The sequence below is a fragment of the Mesorhizobium sp. HAY1-8B genome (assembly GCF_056868045.1).
In genome coordinates this window covers 1,992,904-2,010,173 of the sequence record NZ_CP200321.1, presented here as the reverse complement: position 1 = coordinate 2,010,173, position 17,270 = coordinate 1,992,904, and the positions used below count along the sequence as shown (strand labels likewise).

Annotated in this window: 17 protein-coding genes and 1 pseudogene; 10 read left to right on the top strand and 8 right to left on the bottom strand. The window is 59.7% G+C overall.

Annotation, left to right across the window (positions count from 1 at the left end; translation table 11 throughout):
* Positions 1 to 394 precede the first annotated feature (394 nt).
* The gene (locus AC1VON_RS09765) at positions 395 to 613 is read left to right on the top strand and encodes a hypothetical protein (RefSeq protein ID WP_483121781.1); all 219 of its coding nucleotides are present in this window, start codon (positions 395 to 397) and stop codon (positions 611 to 613) included.
* A 562-nt stretch (positions 614 to 1,175) separates the two neighbouring features.
* Here AC1VON_RS09765 and AC1VON_RS09760 read toward each other — a convergent pair.
* Positions 1,176 to 1,472, bottom strand: a complete 297-nt coding sequence (locus tag AC1VON_RS09760) for a hypothetical protein (RefSeq protein ID WP_483121779.1) — start codon at positions 1,470 to 1,472, stop codon at positions 1,176 to 1,178.
* A 145-nt stretch (positions 1,473 to 1,617) separates the two neighbouring features.
* Here AC1VON_RS09760 and AC1VON_RS09755 point away from each other — a divergent pair, with 145 nt between their 5' ends.
* From AC1VON_RS09755 to AC1VON_RS09745, 3 genes are all read left to right on the top strand, one after another.
* Positions 1,618 to 1,809 carry a hypothetical protein gene (locus AC1VON_RS09755; protein ID WP_483121777.1) on the top strand — a complete coding sequence of 64 codons (192 nt, stop codon included), beginning with the start codon at positions 1,618 to 1,620 and terminating at the stop codon, positions 1,807 to 1,809.
* 45 nt (positions 1,810 to 1,854) lie between these two features.
* Positions 1,855 to 2,061, top strand: coding sequence for a hypothetical protein (locus AC1VON_RS09750; protein ID WP_483121776.1), 207 nt, complete (start codon positions 1,855 to 1,857; stop codon positions 2,059 to 2,061).
* Between the two features lie 366 nt (positions 2,062 to 2,427).
* Complete coding sequence (locus AC1VON_RS09745; protein WP_483121774.1) at positions 2,428 to 2,619, top strand: hypothetical protein; 192 nt, start codon at positions 2,428 to 2,430, stop codon at positions 2,617 to 2,619.
* 332 nt (positions 2,620 to 2,951) lie between these two features.
* Here AC1VON_RS09745 and AC1VON_RS09740 read toward each other — a convergent pair whose 3' ends face one another.
* Entirely contained in the window at positions 2,952 to 3,161 is a 210-nt protein-coding gene (locus AC1VON_RS09740; protein ID WP_483121773.1) for a hypothetical protein, read from the bottom strand.
* Positions 3,162 to 3,674: 513 nt separating this feature from the next.
* Between AC1VON_RS09740 and AC1VON_RS09735 the strand changes: the two genes are divergently transcribed.
* The 4 genes from AC1VON_RS09735 (at position 3,675) to AC1VON_RS09720 (ending at position 6,610) form a co-directional block, all read left to right on the top strand.
* The gene (locus tag AC1VON_RS09735; protein ID WP_483121771.1) at positions 3,675 to 4,067 is read left to right on the top strand and encodes a cyclic nucleotide-binding domain-containing protein; all 393 of its coding nucleotides are present in this window, start codon (positions 3,675 to 3,677) and stop codon (positions 4,065 to 4,067) included.
* Complete coding sequence (locus AC1VON_RS09730; protein WP_483121769.1) at positions 3,992 to 4,339, top strand: Crp/Fnr family transcriptional regulator; 348 nt, start codon at positions 3,992 to 3,994, stop codon at positions 4,337 to 4,339. The genes AC1VON_RS09735 and AC1VON_RS09730 overlap by 76 nt, the downstream gene beginning before the upstream one ends.
* A gap of 80 nt (positions 4,340 to 4,419) precedes the next feature.
* Positions 4,420 to 4,656, top strand: coding sequence for a DUF6894 family protein (locus tag AC1VON_RS09725; RefSeq protein ID WP_483121768.1), 237 nt, complete (start codon positions 4,420 to 4,422; stop codon positions 4,654 to 4,656).
* A 682-nt stretch (positions 4,657 to 5,338) separates the two neighbouring features.
* Entirely contained in the window at positions 5,339 to 6,610 is a 1,272-nt protein-coding gene (locus tag AC1VON_RS09720; protein WP_483121766.1) for a phospholipase D-like domain-containing protein, read from the top strand.
* A gap of 796 nt (positions 6,611 to 7,406) precedes the next feature.
* Here the strand turns inward: AC1VON_RS09720 and AC1VON_RS09715 are convergent.
* A pseudogene (locus AC1VON_RS09715) lies at positions 7,407 to 7,907 on the bottom strand (sigma-70 family RNA polymerase sigma factor).
* 262 nt (positions 7,908 to 8,169) lie between these two features.
* On the opposite strand from AC1VON_RS09715, the gene AC1VON_RS09710 reads away from it, so the two are divergent.
* Positions 8,170 to 8,535 (top strand): hypothetical protein, encoded by a 366-nt coding sequence (locus tag AC1VON_RS09710; RefSeq protein WP_483121764.1) that lies wholly within the window; start codon positions 8,170 to 8,172, stop codon positions 8,533 to 8,535.
* Positions 8,536 to 8,897: 362 nt separating this feature from the next.
* On the opposite strand, the gene AC1VON_RS09705 is transcribed toward AC1VON_RS09710, so the two are convergent.
* The 5 genes from AC1VON_RS09705 to AC1VON_RS09685 form a co-directional block, all read right to left on the bottom strand.
* Positions 8,898 to 9,140 carry a hypothetical protein gene (locus AC1VON_RS09705; protein WP_483121762.1) on the bottom strand — a complete coding sequence of 81 codons (243 nt, stop codon included), beginning with the start codon at positions 9,138 to 9,140 and terminating at the stop codon, positions 8,898 to 8,900.
* Between the two features lie 988 nt (positions 9,141 to 10,128).
* A complete protein-coding gene (locus AC1VON_RS09700; protein WP_483121760.1) occupies positions 10,129 to 10,794 on the bottom strand; it encodes a hypothetical protein in 666 nt (221 codons plus the stop codon).
* The gene (locus tag AC1VON_RS09695) at positions 10,775 to 11,188 is read right to left on the bottom strand and encodes a phage holin family protein (protein ID WP_483121758.1); all 414 of its coding nucleotides are present in this window, start codon (positions 11,186 to 11,188) and stop codon (positions 10,775 to 10,777) included. The genes AC1VON_RS09700 and AC1VON_RS09695 overlap by 20 nt, the downstream gene beginning before the upstream one ends.
* Before the next feature lie 14 nt (positions 11,189 to 11,202).
* Positions 11,203 to 11,613, bottom strand: a complete 411-nt coding sequence (locus AC1VON_RS09690) for a hypothetical protein (RefSeq protein WP_483121756.1) — start codon at positions 11,611 to 11,613, stop codon at positions 11,203 to 11,205.
* A 737-nt stretch (positions 11,614 to 12,350) separates the two neighbouring features.
* Positions 12,351 to 13,352, bottom strand: a complete 1,002-nt coding sequence (locus AC1VON_RS09685) for a helix-turn-helix transcriptional regulator (protein WP_483121754.1) — start codon at positions 13,350 to 13,352, stop codon at positions 12,351 to 12,353.
* 345 nt (positions 13,353 to 13,697) lie between these two features.
* Between AC1VON_RS09685 and AC1VON_RS09680 the strand changes: the two genes are divergently transcribed.
* Entirely contained in the window at positions 13,698 to 17,246 is a 3,549-nt protein-coding gene (locus AC1VON_RS09680) for an autotransporter outer membrane beta-barrel domain-containing protein (protein WP_483121752.1), read from the top strand.
* Positions 17,247 to 17,270: the final 24 nt, after the last annotated feature.

Genomic DNA, 17,270 nt, shown 5'->3' with positions numbered 1-17,270 from the left:
GACAATGAGGAACCGTCCGGCCGGCTCGTGGCGATCATCGCTTTGGACCACCTGAGCAACAGGCAGAAGCGCGACACGACCCAGCCGTAAGCCGAGCTGCCGTTGCTACGATTCGGGGAGGCCTGGTGCAACAAATCCGGAGGCAGCACGTTGCGCGTCGGTTAGAACGCGGAGCGCAGTCGTGCCGAAATATCATGTCGAGGAAATGGATGGCGATGCTGTCACAGCGACCCACATCGTTAACGCGACTACACCTTTGAGGGCGGCCCGCGAAGCAACCGAACGAGAGGTCACGTTGCGGACGAGCGAGCCTATATGGATCCGGGTCACTGACGAAAAGCGTGGTCACATCTTTGAATACAGTTTCAGCTTATAGAACCGCAGGGTCTATCTGATGACGAAGCTATCCGATTCCGGCCCGCCGATCCCCGGCAAGCGTCATGGCAGCGAGCCAGAGCGGGAAGAGGACAATTTCTATCCTTGCCCCTATTGCGGCCAGATGGTCAACCAGCGCGACTTGCGCCAGGTGATGTGGCACGAAGGCCCGGGCCATGAGCCGTTGGCGTCGGAGGATGGCGCAACAATCCTGTTGTTCCCCGGCGTCCGGAAATAACTAGCGCGCGCACGTGATAAAACAAAAAGCCCGCCGACCGGAGCCAGCGGGCCTTCAGAGCAGGAATTGGGTATCTCAGCCTGGGCTTGGGACAACGATAATCACTGAAGGGCCGGGGCCTGCCGTAACCTTCGAAAGACGTTCGCGCTTGATGAGCGCGGGCTTTTCATATGACTTTTTCATGTGGTGTCCTCGCTTTTTCCCTCAATGAGAAATGTGTTTGAGCCGGCCATTTTTGTCAATCGGGAGCGCCGGCCAATGACGGCCCCCGCCACTGGAGAGCCCGCCACCGCGTTTAAGGGAGTGGCGGGCCTGGCCCGCAGCCCGCGGAGCCCCGCGACGAGCACCTTCCGGGGTAGCTAGTCGCCCTGTGCAAACCTGCGATTAGAAACGAAGTTCCGCCCAATACGCAAAAAAGCCCGCCACCTTCCGGCAGCGGGCAACCGAGTACACGGATGAACAAAAAAGGCCCGCTGTCCTTGGGGGAGCAGCGAGCAAGTCCAGGAAGTGCGCTGGGATCATCCAGCATAGGTCAACGAGCGGCGGAGGGCTTGGTTGCTCCTCAGTTGGCAAGGACGTTTTTCCGAATGTCAGCTACCAACGGATCCATATCGGAAAGAGTGTAGAATTTGACCTTGTGCTCTTCCATCATATTGAACACCGCTTCGACGAATGCCGGTCTCTGTCCTTCGACATCGGCGACAACGATAAGCCGTTTTTGATCCGCCGTATCGATTGCGTATGTGCTCGCTTTTTCAATGGCCGAATCCGGGTCTTCGCGTAGGGAGACCCCGTTGATTAAGTTGTAGGAACCGTTTTGGTAGCCGTAAGGCGCCTTTATTGTTACGCCTTGTGGCAAGACAACGGGTTCGGGGTGCGGCTTTTGCGAGGAAATTGCGGCGCTTGTTGGAGTTGCTCAATTTCGAGCGTGGCTTCGTACGATTCCGTGACTTGACGCCACGGACGGTGGTGATTTTATACGGCCTCCGTGTGGAGTGGCGGCCATGGGCGGTGATCCAAAGAATGGTGTCTCGATCGAGCATATTGACGGGCAGTGGGCGGTGCAGCTCATCGAGGAAGACGGCACAATCACCCAGCGCCTATTCGAGAGCGAGGAATTCGCCAGAAATTTTGCGGCTGGTCAGCGGGTGAGGCTCAATCCGGAACCGACCCCCAAGGCAGCGAACGACCCCTAACAATCGTGGTTTGTTGCATGAGCGGGGTATGATACCGGGGAAGCGATGGCGAGCGCCAAGTACTACGTCTTTAAAGAAGGTGACCGCTGGAAGGTCCGGTACGACGACTCGGAGTACGATTACATTTCGAACATCGCCGCCGTAGTGGCAGCAATCAAGGCCGCAAGAAGTGCCGCGTCGCATGGCTACGAGGCAGAGGTGCTACTGCAAGGTGTAGACATGGAGTGGCGAACGGAGTGGGCGAGCGAATAGCGGTCCTGGCGGTCCTTCGAAACCATTCGTAAACCATGCAGGCACGGTAAATTTTTTATTGCGAACCGATCAGGTTGCGGAAGGTTGTGGGCGGGTCTGCAACAAAGAGGCCCAGCCAATCCATGCACCGCTTGCCCATCTTGCCCGCCCTGTTGATCTCTTTCGGGCTTGGCTACGGAATTTGCGTCTGGGCGACATCGGATAAGCCGGTCAGCTTCTTTCAGGCCCAGGCATCCCCGCTGCATATGACTGAAGCTGTCAGTCACCTTCAGTATGGCGGTCTGAGCGTGGCCGAGAAGCCTTGATGGCCGGTCAGGAACTGCGTGACCTTGGCCGCGTTACGCCTCCAGCCATATGGAGGAACACATGGATGACGATCTGCGCCTGAAGCTGAAAGAACTTAGCCAAAGCATGCAAATCAGAGCTACCGAACTGGCTTCGCCTGGAGGCAATGCTGACATTGCTGCCCTGATGTCCGGAATGGCGGTCACGCTTGAAGCGCTTCTGGTTCTTGCGGAAGAAAGCAAGATGCCGCGCTCCGGCCCTTCGGAGATGTGATCGTGATGAGCGAATTTATCGTGACGACCATTGACGGAAAGCAGCTTCGCGGCCGGAGCGAGAATGCTCGCCTGTCTAGTTTGGTCGACCAGCTGAGTTCCAGAGGTAGCTTTGAGTTGCTCATCCTCTCGACAGAACCCGGTCGAGCAGGCCGCGAAACCAACACCATATTTTTTCGGCACGGGATTATCTCGATCAGCGAGAGTGGCTCCGAAGCTACGATGCCACTAGGCTGAGAGAGTAAACTCAATCGGTTACAAAAAACCCGCCTGACTGGGGCGGGTTCGCGGCGCATTTCTGCAGTTGGTCGGTAGGGTGTTTCGCGTTGAAAGTCAACGGCGACGACCTGTCAAAAAATTGAAATGCTGTGCACAGGCTCTCAGATCCTGGCGCAGCACCGGCGCCATTTCTCGATCGGTGGCGCCGTGCTTCGCGGCGATTTCCTTTGTCGTCAGCCCGCCGACACAATAGTCGATCAGCCGATCGGCGGGTACCCGGCCCATTTCCTTGACAAAGCCCTTGAGCCGGTCGATCGCGGCCACCCGTCCATCGGATAAGTCCCGCGCAGGTAGCCAGGCCGAACGCCGTCCACACAGGCAACGACGCTGCACCGAAGCAAATGACTGCCGTCGCTTGCTTAGGACTTTCCGGCGAGGAAGCACTCCACCTTACGCACAGCCTGCTCGGTTTGTGATCTGACAATTTCGCCGACAGGGCCGGCCACCGTGCCTGTGCCATGTCTTGCCGGGCCAGCTTCCTCCGTGATTGCCTCGTAGGCGTCGGCGGCAACCTGTTTGGCCTCATCAAGACCCTTATCAAGGATGGGCTCGGAGGCGTCGCGAAGCTTGTCGCGGTGAGCTCTCGTTGCTCGTCCTCGACAGTGCTATAGGGCAGCGCCGAACCGATCGCGGCACCCAGGGCAAGCCCGGCGGCCGCCAGTGCCAACAGCTGGTTCTGTGTCGCGCACGCGTTTGCGGCTTTATTATTGCAGCTCGGAACTTTTGTGGCCTACGAGAGTTCGAAAACGTCAATCCGTTAGGTAGCCGCTAGCCTCCATGTCATCCTTGGATGTCCTTATCCGTAAGCTCCAAACGATCTCAGATATCCGAGCGGCCGATGTGGACATCCTAAGAGGCATCGCGATCCAGGAGAAAGAATTCCCGGCCAATCACGACCTGGTGCGTGAGGGCGATCGCCCGGTCCATTCGTTTGTCGTGCTGGACGGCCTGATTGGATCAACCAAGCACACGGGCGAAGGAAAGCGGCAAATCACCTCGTTCTTTGTGCCTGGTGACATACAGACCTGCATGGTCTGCACCTCTCCGTCATGGACTGCAACTTTTCAACACTTAGGGCTTCCAGACTGGGATTCATGCGTCACCAAGCACTGCGCGCGATTTGCGAGCAGCATCCTCGGATCGCGACGGCGTTTTGGCGCTCGACGCTGATTGATGCCGCGATTTACAGAGAGTGGGTCACCAATGTGGGAAGGCGCGACGCTTCCACACGCATGGCCCACATCCTTTGTGAGCTCATTTTTCGGCTGCGTTCGGTCGGACGCATCCAGGATCACGTCGCCGATCTTCCTATCACCCCGGCGGCGCTGGGCGATGCGTTGGGTTTGTCCACGGTTCACGTCAACCGGACGCTGCAGGAGCTAAGACGCAGTGGGCTCATTGCCACCTCAGGACCAAAAAGTGCACGCTCTAGACTGGCCTAGCCTGGTGCGCGCAGGAGATTTCGACGCCACTTACCTGCATCAATGGAAGCCCGAGGCTTGATGGGAACTAAAGGTCTCCGATGGCACGATTTTTTTTCGACAGCGGCGAGCTGAACTTTGTCTTCGAAGATGAGATAGGTGTCGAATGCGCCAGCATTGCCGAAGTGCGACGTGTAGGCTTCGAGGGTCTTATGGATCTTACGAGAGACGCATTGAAGGAAATAGATGGCCAGAATTTGTTTATCGAGGTTCGCGATGAAAGTGGCGATAGGATTCTCAGGCTAAGTCTCGCACTTGAGATCAAGCTCCTGCGATGACCCACGCTTTGGCCGCTGCCTTCAGGCGCCGGCAGTCGAGCGCGCAGGGCTACCGATATCCTGCTGGCGCCGGCGGTCGCGCGGCCAAGCGCGGCCATCGCAGTGCCCCGCCGTTGCCACTTGGCAGCCGCCACGCACACTATGATGCCTTGGGCAGATGAGAGGCGAACCTAGGTCCCGTTTCCCCACCTATTTCGCTGACGGCTGTCGGCGGTCTCCGCGTCACCGGGAGCGGCTGCTTGGCGCCTTTATCCCCAATCATTGCGACCGCGGAGGTGAGCGAGCAATGCCGTAGAGCCACGCAGGCACCCGCGACACCGTCATGGCCTAGCTGGTCATTGAGACTGCACCTCGCTCAAGACGCGTATGCGACCGCAATCGCTTATGGGCCACCGACGACAAGATACCGCATGCCGCAAATGCGAGCCCGCTCCCGCCATTTTCAGGGCCTAGGAGGCTGCCCGCGCCTGAGCGCCCAACTGACCAAGCCACGCCTGGAGAGGGAACTTGCATCATCGCCGAGAGTTCTTGCCCTGCTGAACTAACTCCAGCGGGCTAAGTCCTGCACCAATGGCATCCTTATAGCGCATTCGATCGCAAAGCATGCACAAAACGAGGAACGAACTTGGGGCCTTCCGGTTTCGTGTCAAAGGCAGGTCTGAAAACTTTGCCGGCAACACATTTGCGCATAGCGCTTGTTTGGGTCGCGATCGCTGCCGTCGCCAGTGCGACGACTGTTCTGGTCATCAATCTGACCCCTGAGGCGCGAGTTTTACGATCAATCGTACCGCACAGCTTTGACGCAGCGGACCCTCAATTCGCCAGGACGATGAGCAGCTTCTCGCAAGGCCATATATTCGGCTCGAATGCTGTACAGACCCTGGTTAACGGGGACGAAATCTTTCCTTCAATGCTGCAGGCAATAGGAGCTGCGCGTTCCACCATCGACATGGAAACCTATATCTATTGGTCCGGAAAAGTCGGTTACCAGTTTGCATTGGCGCTGGCCGCCAAAGCCCGTGAGGGGGTCGAAGTCCGGGTTCTGGTTGACTGGGTCGGCAGTCTGCCTTTCGACGAGGATCTGATCCGTATTATGACAAGTGCTGGTGTGAGGTTCGAGCGCTACCGGCCCCTACACTGGTATACTCTTGATCGCGTGAACAATCGCACCCACCGTAAGCTGCTGATCGTGGACGGTGGCGTTGCCTTCACCGGTGGCGTTGGCATAGCCGACAACTGGCAAGGCAATGCCCGCAACCCAGACGAGTGGCGTGACACGCATTACCGAATTGAGGGACCTGCGGTATCTGCTTTCCAGGCGGCGTTTGCGGAAAACTGGCTGGAGACAACGGCTGAGACCTTGCAAGGCGGAGCCTTCTTTCCACCGCTCGGGCCACAAGGGGCGCTCGACGCGCAGCTCATCCTGTCTTCCCAGCCTAACGGATCAGAAGACATGCAGCTTATGATGTTGACGGCGATAGCTGCTGCCAGCCATCACCTCCGCATAGGCATGGCGTATTTCGTGCCGGACGACATTGCAATCAAGCAGATTCTGGACGCCAGGAGCCGCGGCGTGTCGGTCGATGTCATCGTACCCAATTCCTTGACCGACGTGCCGCTGGCCCGAAAGAGCTCGCGTTATTTCTGGGGCAAATTGCTCAAAGCGGGCGTCCGGATTTTCGAATTTCAGCCGACAATGTACCATCCCAAGCTACTGATCGTCGACGACGTATGGAGTAGTTTCGGCTCAGCCAATTTGGATGAACGCTCCTTGCATTTGAATGACGAGGCCACCCTGAATGTTTACGGCAAGGCTTTTGCCAAGACGCAAATCGACTTGTTCGATCGAGACCTGCAGCGTTCCAGGCAGATCAGTTGGGAGGAATGGCAATCGCGTTCGTTGCACGAAAAGATCACTGACTGGTTTGCGAGCCAGCTAAGATCCCAGCTGTAGGGGACGGCATTGGTAAAGACGGGTGGGGAATTGTCATCGCCTGTCGAACGATCGGCAGCAGGGCTAGAGCAATTCCAGGAAAAGTGTGAGCGGTTTTCCGTTCGGAATTGCGCCAAAACAAAGAGTTAGAGCGGTTCGCCGTTTCCGTGTAACGGTGAGCGCTCTAGAAACCAGTCTTCGGCGCGACATCGGATCTGGTTTTCGCGCAAGAAAAAGGCCGGACCCATGGTCCGGCCAGGTATGAAGGTTGGAACCTTCAGAGGGGAACGCACCAGACGAATGGGAGGAAAAACATCCGGCGCATCGGGCATATAGGTCAGCAAAGTGACACTTCAACGACATACCGATGGGCCACTACACTTGACCATATTGGTACACGCAAGCTTGAGTGCGAGATGGCTTTGCCGAAGTCACATGGCTGATGCAGCCATGTCGGCCGGCGATTTGCGAATCCGCCGACTCTTTCGTCCCACGTTGACCTTTTGGCGGGCAATGAGCGTCGAGAGCCCAGGACGTGCACAGCTCATGCGTTCGCTTGTCGCGTCCGACGGGTAAAGGAGATATGCCGCGCCGCAGAGCGCCGCCGACGCATCTCCAGAATGCGTCAGGGTCGCGCCTGATCAAGGCCGGTCACGAGCATCCCGATCGATTTCGTCAGACACGTAATCGCCTGCGTCCGGGTCAAAACCGGTCCAACCTCCGGATTCGTAGGTCCTGCGACGTTCGACCAGATCGACCGACCCGCTTCTCAGTATCTGCTCGGCGTTCGGAACGAGGCTGTCGTCCACCTTGGCAGTCACCAGGGTGCCGCTGCGGCGAACAGGAGCTCGAGGAGGTTGGCGCGCGCGCGATTGAGCCTGCTCTTGACCGTTCCGACAGCGCAGCCGCAGATATCTGCAGTCTCCTCGTAGCTCACGCCCAGGACGCCAATGAGCATCAGGACCTCGCGCTGGTGTTCCGGCAGCTTCTGGATAGCGGCATGGACCTCCTTGCTCTGGACAGTCTATTCCTGTGTCGCCTCTGAAATCGGTCTCACCGACGCGCAGCCAAGCAGGCCCGGTGCCTCTCTCGCGGCTACTTTGATGCGTGTGTAGTAGGTGTTACGCATGATCGTGAAGAGCCAGGACTTCATGCGAGTGCCGGGTTCGAACTTGTCGATGTTGGCGAGTCCCTTCGTCAAGGTCTCCTGGACCAGTTCGTCGGCGTCATCGGGGATGCGGCAGAAGGTACGCGCGAAAGCCCGCAGGGCAGGTATGAGGTCAACGATGGAAACTTCGTTGGTTTCCTGTTCGGCCAAACGGTAATCTCCGGATGACACTGTTGAGCTGTCCCCGAGCAAGGAATGGAATCCAAATCTGGTTCTTAATGCGCGGAAATTTGGATCGTTCCTCGCCCGAACGCGACTCCGAAAAAATTAACCAAGGGGGGGTCGCAGTGAAACCCACTGAGGTAAGTCCTGGGCAAAAGGGTGCGAAGGGTCGACAAATGATGCGATTGGAGGTCGCCGGGACGAGTAGCCGGTAGCGGCGAGGCGCTCTACCGTTAGCGTCCTTCTCCCGTTGTCTTTTGAGGACCTCATCGATTCCGACGAGTTTCTTGGCGGCGCCCGCAATAGCCGTGGACACGACCGCTGGCGGATCGCTCGCTGGAAACGAAGCTTCCAGACCGGCCTGCAGCTGGTCTTCAAGGGTCCGGGGCTCCTCGGAGCGACCGTGTGTTCTTCGGGTTTCGATGTTCTCCAGCGCCTGTTTGCTGTGGGGCGAAGCAGTCGCCTCTCTGATCCAGCCATAAACCTGTTCGATCGCCAACTCCTTGAGCGTTTCGAAATCGGGCCGATCATCGTTCATCGCTTCGGTCTGGTCGATCATGGCCTTTTCGAACCGCAGAAGACTGTCGGCTCCGCAGGCATGGGACAAACGCAATAGCGCCTCGTGGAGCATTATAGGAGCATAAGTCCCGGTAGCTGAACAGTCATCATCGGCGGCGCCGGTGATCAGCCCGAGCCCTAGAGCCCTGGCGATGCCTGCCTGTGCTCAACTGGCTTGTGAGCGAAGTCTTTGCTGCCTTGCCCACTCATCTCGAGCGTATCTTGGATGACGGCCACAAGGACGTTGCCATAACCTAATCCCCGAGTTGAAAGTCGCGTCTAGTCGACGACGCGAACCTCGAACGATGGATTTTGTTCCTCATCGGTGAGGCAAAGTGGCGCCAACTCAGGCTGTCGCTGAATTGGCTGCCCAATTCGGCGCAGGGCAGCCATGGGAAATAGAGTGTCGAGTCTTCCTATTTATTGCAATTCTGCATGTTTGACGTTGTCGTGCCACTGGCGGGTGTTGTTATCGACGTCATTGCCAGCGGCGTCCTTGCAGCGATCATCCATGCCGTTCGGTGCATTGGTTGATTTCGTGGAACTCGGATCCACATTTGTCGTCGAAGGCGCTGAGCCGGCGCTTGAGGCATTTGTGCCACTAGCGGTCCCGGATGTTGCGCCCGAGCCATTGCTGGAGCCGGAGCCGTTCGACTGTGCCATGGCTGAGGTAGCCAAGACCATGGTAAGCAGGGATGCCGGAAGAAGTTTGGTGACTATCGCTAAGTCTCCTGGTGGTTGTTAAGTGGCGCCTCCCAACAAGCCGTTTCCTGATATGTTCCTTGACCCGTCCTATCAATCACCGCTGAGCCGCGGCGAGCACGTAGCACTGTGAGGCCCATGAGTTGGTTTCGACGCGCCCATATGACGCCAAGAGTTTCAAGCGGGAACCGGCAACGAGCTCGTTCGTTTGCTGCATCGAGATCTCGCAAAGGAGGCGACAATGCCAGAAGGCCTTACGCGCGGAGAAGAGCAGCGCGGGACTAGAAGGGTACTGATGTGGGGCGCCGTGTTAGCCATCGCTGTATTTGTAATATTGTTGCTGATTTTCGGCTTAGTGCCTGCGGCGCGCCCCTAGCGGCTGTCGCGCCCCTAGCGGCTGTCAAGCGGACGACCTTGGCCATTTGACGGTGACGACGGCAAGTTAGGCGCTAGCCAGTTAGGAGCGATCGGTCAGCGAGCAAGTTGAACTGATCGCGGTCATGCGACCTGCGAACGGCTAGGTGGAACCTAATAACTTCTGGCAGCTTTTTTGGAAATGGACGACAGAGCCGCCCCTGAAAAATTGGTCCCGACCCCGCCGCCAAAATGGCAAGGCGGCAAGGGCGTTCTGACAGCGGCCTCCATTGTCGTGGTTGTCGTTTGCGTGCTTGCCGCCTGGTGGTTGTTCTTTTCTCGATGACCGATGGTCTCCTCGCGAAAGGCACGACCCACAGCGCAGACTCAAAATCACGGATCTGAGCCGGCCAGCGCGTGCAGCGGCCAGGCCCGCACGCCGAACCGAGAACAATTGCCGGCAGCGAGCGAAAGACAGATGCAATACGCCTGTATTGTCGAATTATTTGAGTGAAGCGATTCTTGCGACGCGATTTGGGTCGGGACCTAGGCATCATTGAGCGGCATGCGGTGCATTGCCTGACACCGTCAAAAGTCACCTGTCGGTAGATTTGTCGCTCTCGTCATGGCGAACGAAATATTCGCTGGCAACCGCCAGGACCGCCAGCAAGGCGGCGCCATATCGCGCGAAGCCGAAGGCCTCAGCCGCCGCAATCTTTGCGCCGCGCTTATGCTCACTGACAAATTGGGCCGCCACGTCCCGGATTTCGTCGGAAGCCTTGCCAAACAACGCCTCTTCTTTGTCTGTTGGCTGAAAAGCCCGGCCAATGACATGGCCGAGCAACAGCCCTGCGGCTGAGCCGGCTATCACATTCGCCCGATCAAGGCTTGTCACCGCCCGGCGCGGGCCTGCGAAGTAGCGGCTGGGTTCTGCATCGGCGCGCCGGCCGCTTGCCAAAGGTGCAATGTCCACGCCAGCATCGCCGGTGGCGACATTGCCGCCAGCACTTCTTCTTCCGGCATCGAAGACAGCAAAGGCGCCGAGGGCAACAGCCGCCGCTGTGCCGCCATTCTCCTTGACCGCATCCGAGACGCCACCCAGCACCCCGGCGACTTTCTGTTTGGCGTAATGAGCGGAAACGTCGACTAAATGCCTGGGTTGCAGCCGGCGGCTCAGCTCGCTCACCGGGCCGAACAGCGCTTGCCGTTCAGTTCGGCTCTGCACCAGGATGTCCCGGATCTCACTGCTGGGTTGAGCCATAGCGTATCCCTTGCTTCAAGGCTGCGAGGTCTGTGCGTACCTGATTTACGGTTTCGACAGGCGTGATGGTCCATCCGATCAGCGCGCGCTTGGCCAGGTACAGGGAGATCAAACCTCCACCGATCAAAACGAGGCCGAGGATGAGACAGGCGAACATCGGGCCTACACCGAAGAAGATCATCGCAAGGATAAGGAACTGAACTAGGGCGAACGCCGCCAGCATAAAAAACACGGCAGCCGCCATTCCACATGCGCCGGACGACACCAGCGTCATGGACTTGGCTCGCATTTCCGCCTCAAGCAAGCGCAGATCGAGGCGCATTAGCGAAGAAAAGCGATTTGCCACTTCGCCCAGCAGGCTCCACAAGGGCCGGCGATCCATTCCGTCATCCATGCGAATGATCCTTCTCAGGACCGATCGGAACTTCGCATGATCCGCGTCAGAACCACGCCCGCCAGGATTCCGATCCCGAAAAAGGCGGCAGGCTGACGCTGCGCGAATTTCGTGACGGAATCGAGCAACTCGCCAACGTTGCGGTCCCTGATATCGGTAGAGATCCGCTCGACACCTTCGGCAGCACTGCGCACCATGCTTGCAACCTGCGGCGATTGCTTTTCGATGCCGTCCGCCGCGTCCTTGACGGAATGGGCGATATTGGCGATGGCGTCGGCGCCCGCCGTCTTGTTGGACTCGACAGCGTCTTTGAAGGCCGCGGCGGCATCAGAGGCGACAGACCCGGCATAATCCTTGGCATCGCTGGACACAGAGGCGGCGGTATTTTTCAATTGCGAAGCGGTGTCCGCCGCGCTTTGCTTCAATTTACCAAGAGCTTCCTTGCTGGTGTCGGCCCGTTCAGCGCCCGTGCCTCCGTGAAAGCCATTCTCGTTGGCGGTGCCTGATCCGGTGAAATCGTCTGTGGTTAGCGTGTTCATGATATTTCACTCCCGTTGCTGGCAGTTGAACTTCGCCATGATCAAGCGGTTCCTCCCGCGCACGAATAAAGCGCTCGATCGTTCGATCCTTGCGCAATGCCCGCACTAAACATGCGCGATGGCAGTCTCAGCCTGCAAGCCGGCAACAATCCCCAGCAGAGCGCCGACCTGCCATCTCGCCGGGCAACGCCAGCTGAATGAACTGCAATGACTTGGGGATCGCGTCTAGTTCCTCGACAAACGGTCGTTCAGATTTGCTGGATGGCGCCAGAGGCGCCGAAACCTGAGCGTCGGGCGCCGTTGATTGAAAGCGGAGGACTTAGGCATGACCAAACCTCCCTGTCTGGCAAGTGCTTTACGGCGGTGGAACGGCTCCCTTTCACTTGCCAGATCGTTTCCGAAATTAGGGTCTTGCGGCCAATGTCGATCGCACCGGCCGCGCGAGTGGAGGGCAGCCAACTACACCGGAACGCTCACGGACAACGGCCTCGATATCGGCGGGTATGCGACCATAGACGGCGCGATAACGCGGCCCCTCACGAGATTCAGCGTCCAGACGGCGGTCGTCGGGCAGGTGAATGTCATCAACACCAGCGGCCTCTCGAAGCGCCGTAGAACAGATCTTAAGTATCGGCTGCATTTCCGCCGGCTGTACCGCTCTCGTCATCTCTGGCTTCGGACGGCGTCTTGCCAAATCGGCGGCGGAAGACCCGGTTAAAGTAAGACACGTCAGCGAAGCCAGCGGACTGGCCGATGTCCATGACCTTGCGCAGGCGGTTCGCTGGATCGGTCAACAGTTTACGCGCGTGAAGCAAACGCTGCTCCAGTAGAAAGGCGGTAAAAGTCGTGCCGTCCTGCTCGAACAGGCGCTGAGCTTGGCGGGCGCCGATGCCGTAGCGATGGGCAATTATGTCGATCGAAAGATCGTGCTGCTCGAGGTTGGCGAGGATGTCGGCCTTCATTAGCGCGAGCCGCGCCTGCGACTGGCCGCGGTGGCGCGCGACCTCAGCGTCGTCCGGCCGCATACCGAGCGCCATGCTGACGAGATCGACCAGATGCTGGCCCATCAGCATGCGGCCGTACGCATCCAGATGCGTCGCCATCTCCGTTGCCAGCGCGGCGTAGCGGCCAACGGTGTTGGAAAGAACTGGATTGATGAGGCGCGGCCGATACAGGAGCTCCTCCGCTCTCGGGCTAAGGCCTAGCAGGGTCTTGCGGTCGATGACGATTGCCGTGAACTCCTCCCGAAGAATACCCGCTGACGCCTGCGCGAGTTCGCCCAGCAAAAATGCGGATCGGTCGATTTCCAGCACCTGATCGCCATGCAGGAAAGGCATCGGCTGGCGAGCGTGGCAGACGAAAGTGAAGGCATCTTCGCCGTCACCTAGAACCTGGGGCGAGCGGCCAATCTTCGCTGGCGAGCCTGTGGCGGTGGCAACAATCGCAGGCGCCAAATTGGCGATGCGCACTCGCATGTCGAGCAACTCGCTGCCGCCCGGATCAATGTCCATGTTGCAGACACCGCGACAAATCTCATCGCGCCATTGCTCGTAGCGCGGGCCCTTGGCGAGGCCCTGATAGGCGTTGGTGAAGGCCACAGGCGATTCGATGGGAACGTCGTGCATGAGTCGTACACCGTCAGATTCTGGACCGTTACGCCCAACAGGGGCGCCGTGGAAGCGCAACTTTCCGACATGACGCGCCAGACCAATGATTTGTCGCAAGAGGCCGCGCTCTCCGACTGCTTCGTGTTGCTAAACCGCCGCACCCGTACAGGTTTCCGCGGGGTTCGATAACAAAGTCGCCGCCGACCAGACCTTTGACGCGTGCGTCCAAAGAGATTTGATCCGACCTGCCCTATGCATCGCAAGTCCGATTTCGGACACGATTTCACACAGTTCAGATGCGGGGATTTCATGCATATCGAAAGGGTCCGTCGACCAGGATCAAAAGCGAGTCGGCGCAGGATAATGCGCTCTGCCGCATCGACGATTGCGGTTTGCGCTTCCATAGGCCTTGTGGCTGCGCCTTCAATGGCAGCACCAGTCACCTGGACGGGTACGGTCAACAGCGACTGGTTTAACCCACTTAACTGGAATCCAGGATCGCCAACCGGCGCAGATTCTGTCTACATCGACCCCGCGCCGTTCAACGCGTTGCTTTCCGGCAATACCGCGACCGTGACCGATGTGAACGTCGGTAACAATGCCACGGCAACCCTGCAGATCTTCAGCAACGGCGTTCTTGACGTTTCGGGAGACGCCTTCGTCGGCATCGCCACTTCAGCCAACGGCACACTGACCGTCAGCGGGGCGGGATCATCCCTCGCCGTAGGCCACGCCCTCATCGTCGGCGACTTGGGCACCGGCTCGTTTCAGATGCAATCCGGCGCGACTGCAACGGTGGATAAGCTGTTCGTGGGCAACATCTACGGCTCGAGCGGCGACGTCTCGGTGGATGGTACCGGCTCGATTTTGAAAGCAAAGTCGAACCTTGATGTCGGCAGCGCCGGGATCGGCACAATCGATGTCACAAATGGCGGTGTCATGAACGGCGGCACCGGCCCAACGAGGCTGGGGGTCCTCGCGAGCGGACAAGGCAACCTCGTCGTCAACGGCGCGGGATCAACGTTTAATTCGACCAGCGACCTGAATGTCGGCGTCGCGGGCTATGGCAGCCTCACCCTTGAAAGCGGCGGCGTGATGAACGCCGGCGCGGTAACGCTGGGCGCGCTTGCTCACTCGCAGGGCCAAGCCTACGTTAACGGCGCCGGCACCCAGTGGAACGGTGCTCCTGGCGCTGCGCTGATCGTTGGCGACGCCGGCACAGGCAGCCTGTCGATCGGCGCAGGCGGCGCGGTGCTGACCGACAGCGCCGTGATCGGCAACCAGGCCAGCGGCAACGGCATGGTGACCGTCGATGGCGCGGGATCAGTGTGGACCAGCGCCAACGGCTTCATCATCGGCGACGGCGGTATTGGCGCGATAATTATCCAGAATGGCGGCGCGGAATTCAGCAGTGGGATAGCAATCATTGGCGCGCAGGCCGGATCGAGCGGCGCCGTCAATGTCGACGGCACCGGCTCCAGTCTGACCATGAGCGGCAGCACCAGCGAGATGGAAGTGGGTGCGGCGGGTACTGGCCTCCTCAAGGTTACCAATGGTGCCACGGCAACGGTGTCCAACCTGAGTGTTGGCGGTCTGACCGCCGGCATCGGCGGCGACGGCACCGTTCTGGTCGAGGGCGCAGGCTCCAAGCTCACCACGGATGCCATCGTCGTAGGCGGGAATGGCGCGGGGAAACTTACGGTCAGCCAAGGCAGCACACTGGTTTCGACACAGGGCACCTTTGTCGGCAGTGTCTCGGGTCAACCGGCCATTGTCACGATCGACGGTCCCGGCTCGTCTTGGGCGACCAATTTGCTCTTCACGGGGTTCGGCGGCGGCGGAGCCGTCAACGTCAGCAATGGCGGCGCCATTTTGGCTGCGAGCACCATCATAGGGTATCAGAACTCGACAAGCTCCCTCGGTATTAGCGGCCAAGGGTCGTCGCTGAGCACGCAGGATCTTACGGTCGGCAACATAGCCGGCGGAGACGGAACTTTGACGCTAAGCAACAGCGCCGCGCTCACCGTCACCAACCCCATAGTCATCGCCAGCCAGGCCGGTTCAACCGGCACGCTGAACATCGGCGGCAGTTCCGTCTCCTCGGCGCAGGCGCCGGGCACGATCAACGCGCCCGGGATCGCCTTCGGTGACGGCGACGGCGTTATCGTCTTCAACCACACCAGCAACAATTATGTATTTTCGACGCCTGTTGCAGGCTTCGGCACGCTTGTCCAGGAAAACGGCACGACCATCATGGGCGGCGACGACGGTGGCTTCACCGGCCATACGCAAGTGATCGGTGGGACGCTACTGGTCAACAACGCGCTCGGCGGCGACGTGCTCGTCAAGACGGGCGGCACGCTTAGCGGCAACGGCACGGTCGGCACCGTCGCCATCGAATCCGGCGCGGCCATCGCGCCGGGTAGTAACACCACCGGCACGCTCACGGTGAACGGGGATTTCACCCAGCAAGCCGGGTCGACCTACCAGGTCGACCTCACGCCAACCGGTTCAGATTTCCTCAACGTCACCGGTGTAGCCGACATACAAGGAGGCACCGTATACGCGGACAAGGCGAGCGGCTTCTATACGCCTGGCTCGCACTACATCATCATGACCGCTGAGGGCGGCGTCACGGGTGCCTACGATGCGCTCGCCCAGAACGCGCCCTTCGTCGATCTGTCGCTGAACTACGATGCGCATGACGTCTATCTCGACATTGCCTACAACAACGCGCAGTTCTGCACCGTCGCTGTCACCCGCAATCAGTGCGCCACCGGCAATGGCGCGCAGAGCCTCGGTCAGGGCAACAATGTCTTCGACGTGCTGGCCGGCCAGGCCACCGACGCTGCGGCGCGTCACGCGCTCGACCTTCTGTCTGGCGAGGCGCATGCGTCGCTACGCGGCGCGCTGGTCGCCGACGACGCAATTGTCGCCGATCAGGTGACGCAACGCATCCGCTCTGCTTTCGGCAACGCCGCCGCGAAGGGCACCCCCATTCTGGCCTACGGCGAGAATGGCATCGACAACGAGGCGACGGCGGCAATCGGCACCGAGCTTGCTCCGGCCGCGACCGGACGGCTCGCGGCCTGGGGTTCGGCATTCGGTGACTGGGGCCATATGTCCGGCGACGGCAACGCCGCTGGCATTTCAACTTCGACCGGCGGCTTCCTCACCGGCATCGACGGCGCGGTCGGCGACGACTGGCGCGTCGGTGTCTTTACCGGTTACAGCCAGGATCGAGTCAACGACCCCGCACGCGCCTCCGCGGGCGATGCCAAAAGCTACCATCTCGGTGTCTATGGCGGCACGCGATTGGATATCGCCGGCGGCTCGCTGGGCCTGAGGGCGGGCGCCGCCTACAGCTGGCACGACATCTCGACCAGCCGCGACGTGGTGTTCCCGGGCATGGCCGAAAGCCTGACAGCCGATTACAACGCCGGCGCGACGCAGCTCTTCGGCGAGCTCGGCTACGACATCAAGGCCGGGCAGCTCGCGCTGGAGCCATTCGCCGGCCTCGCCTATATCGGCCTGCATACCGACGGGTTCAGTGAAAAAGGCGGCGCCGCCGCCCTCACCAGTGCGTCTTCCGACGACGACGTGACCTTCACCACGATCGGCCTGCGCGGTTCGGAGAGCTTTGCGCTCGGCTCCGTTACGGCGACCGTGCGCGGGACGCTGGGTTGGCGTCATGCCTTCGGCGATACGACGCCGCTCGCTACCCTCAGCTTCGCCGGGTCGGACGCCTTTACAATCGCCGGCGCGCCGATCGGCAAGGACGCAGCCCTGCTTGAAGCCGGATTCGATGTGGCGCTTACCCCAGAGGCGACGCTCGGCGTCGAGTATCGCGGACAGCTCGCCAAGAAGGCCGGCGAGAACGGGTTTGATGCGAACCTGGCAGTGCGGTTCTAGTCCGATGAGGCAAGCAACCCGTGC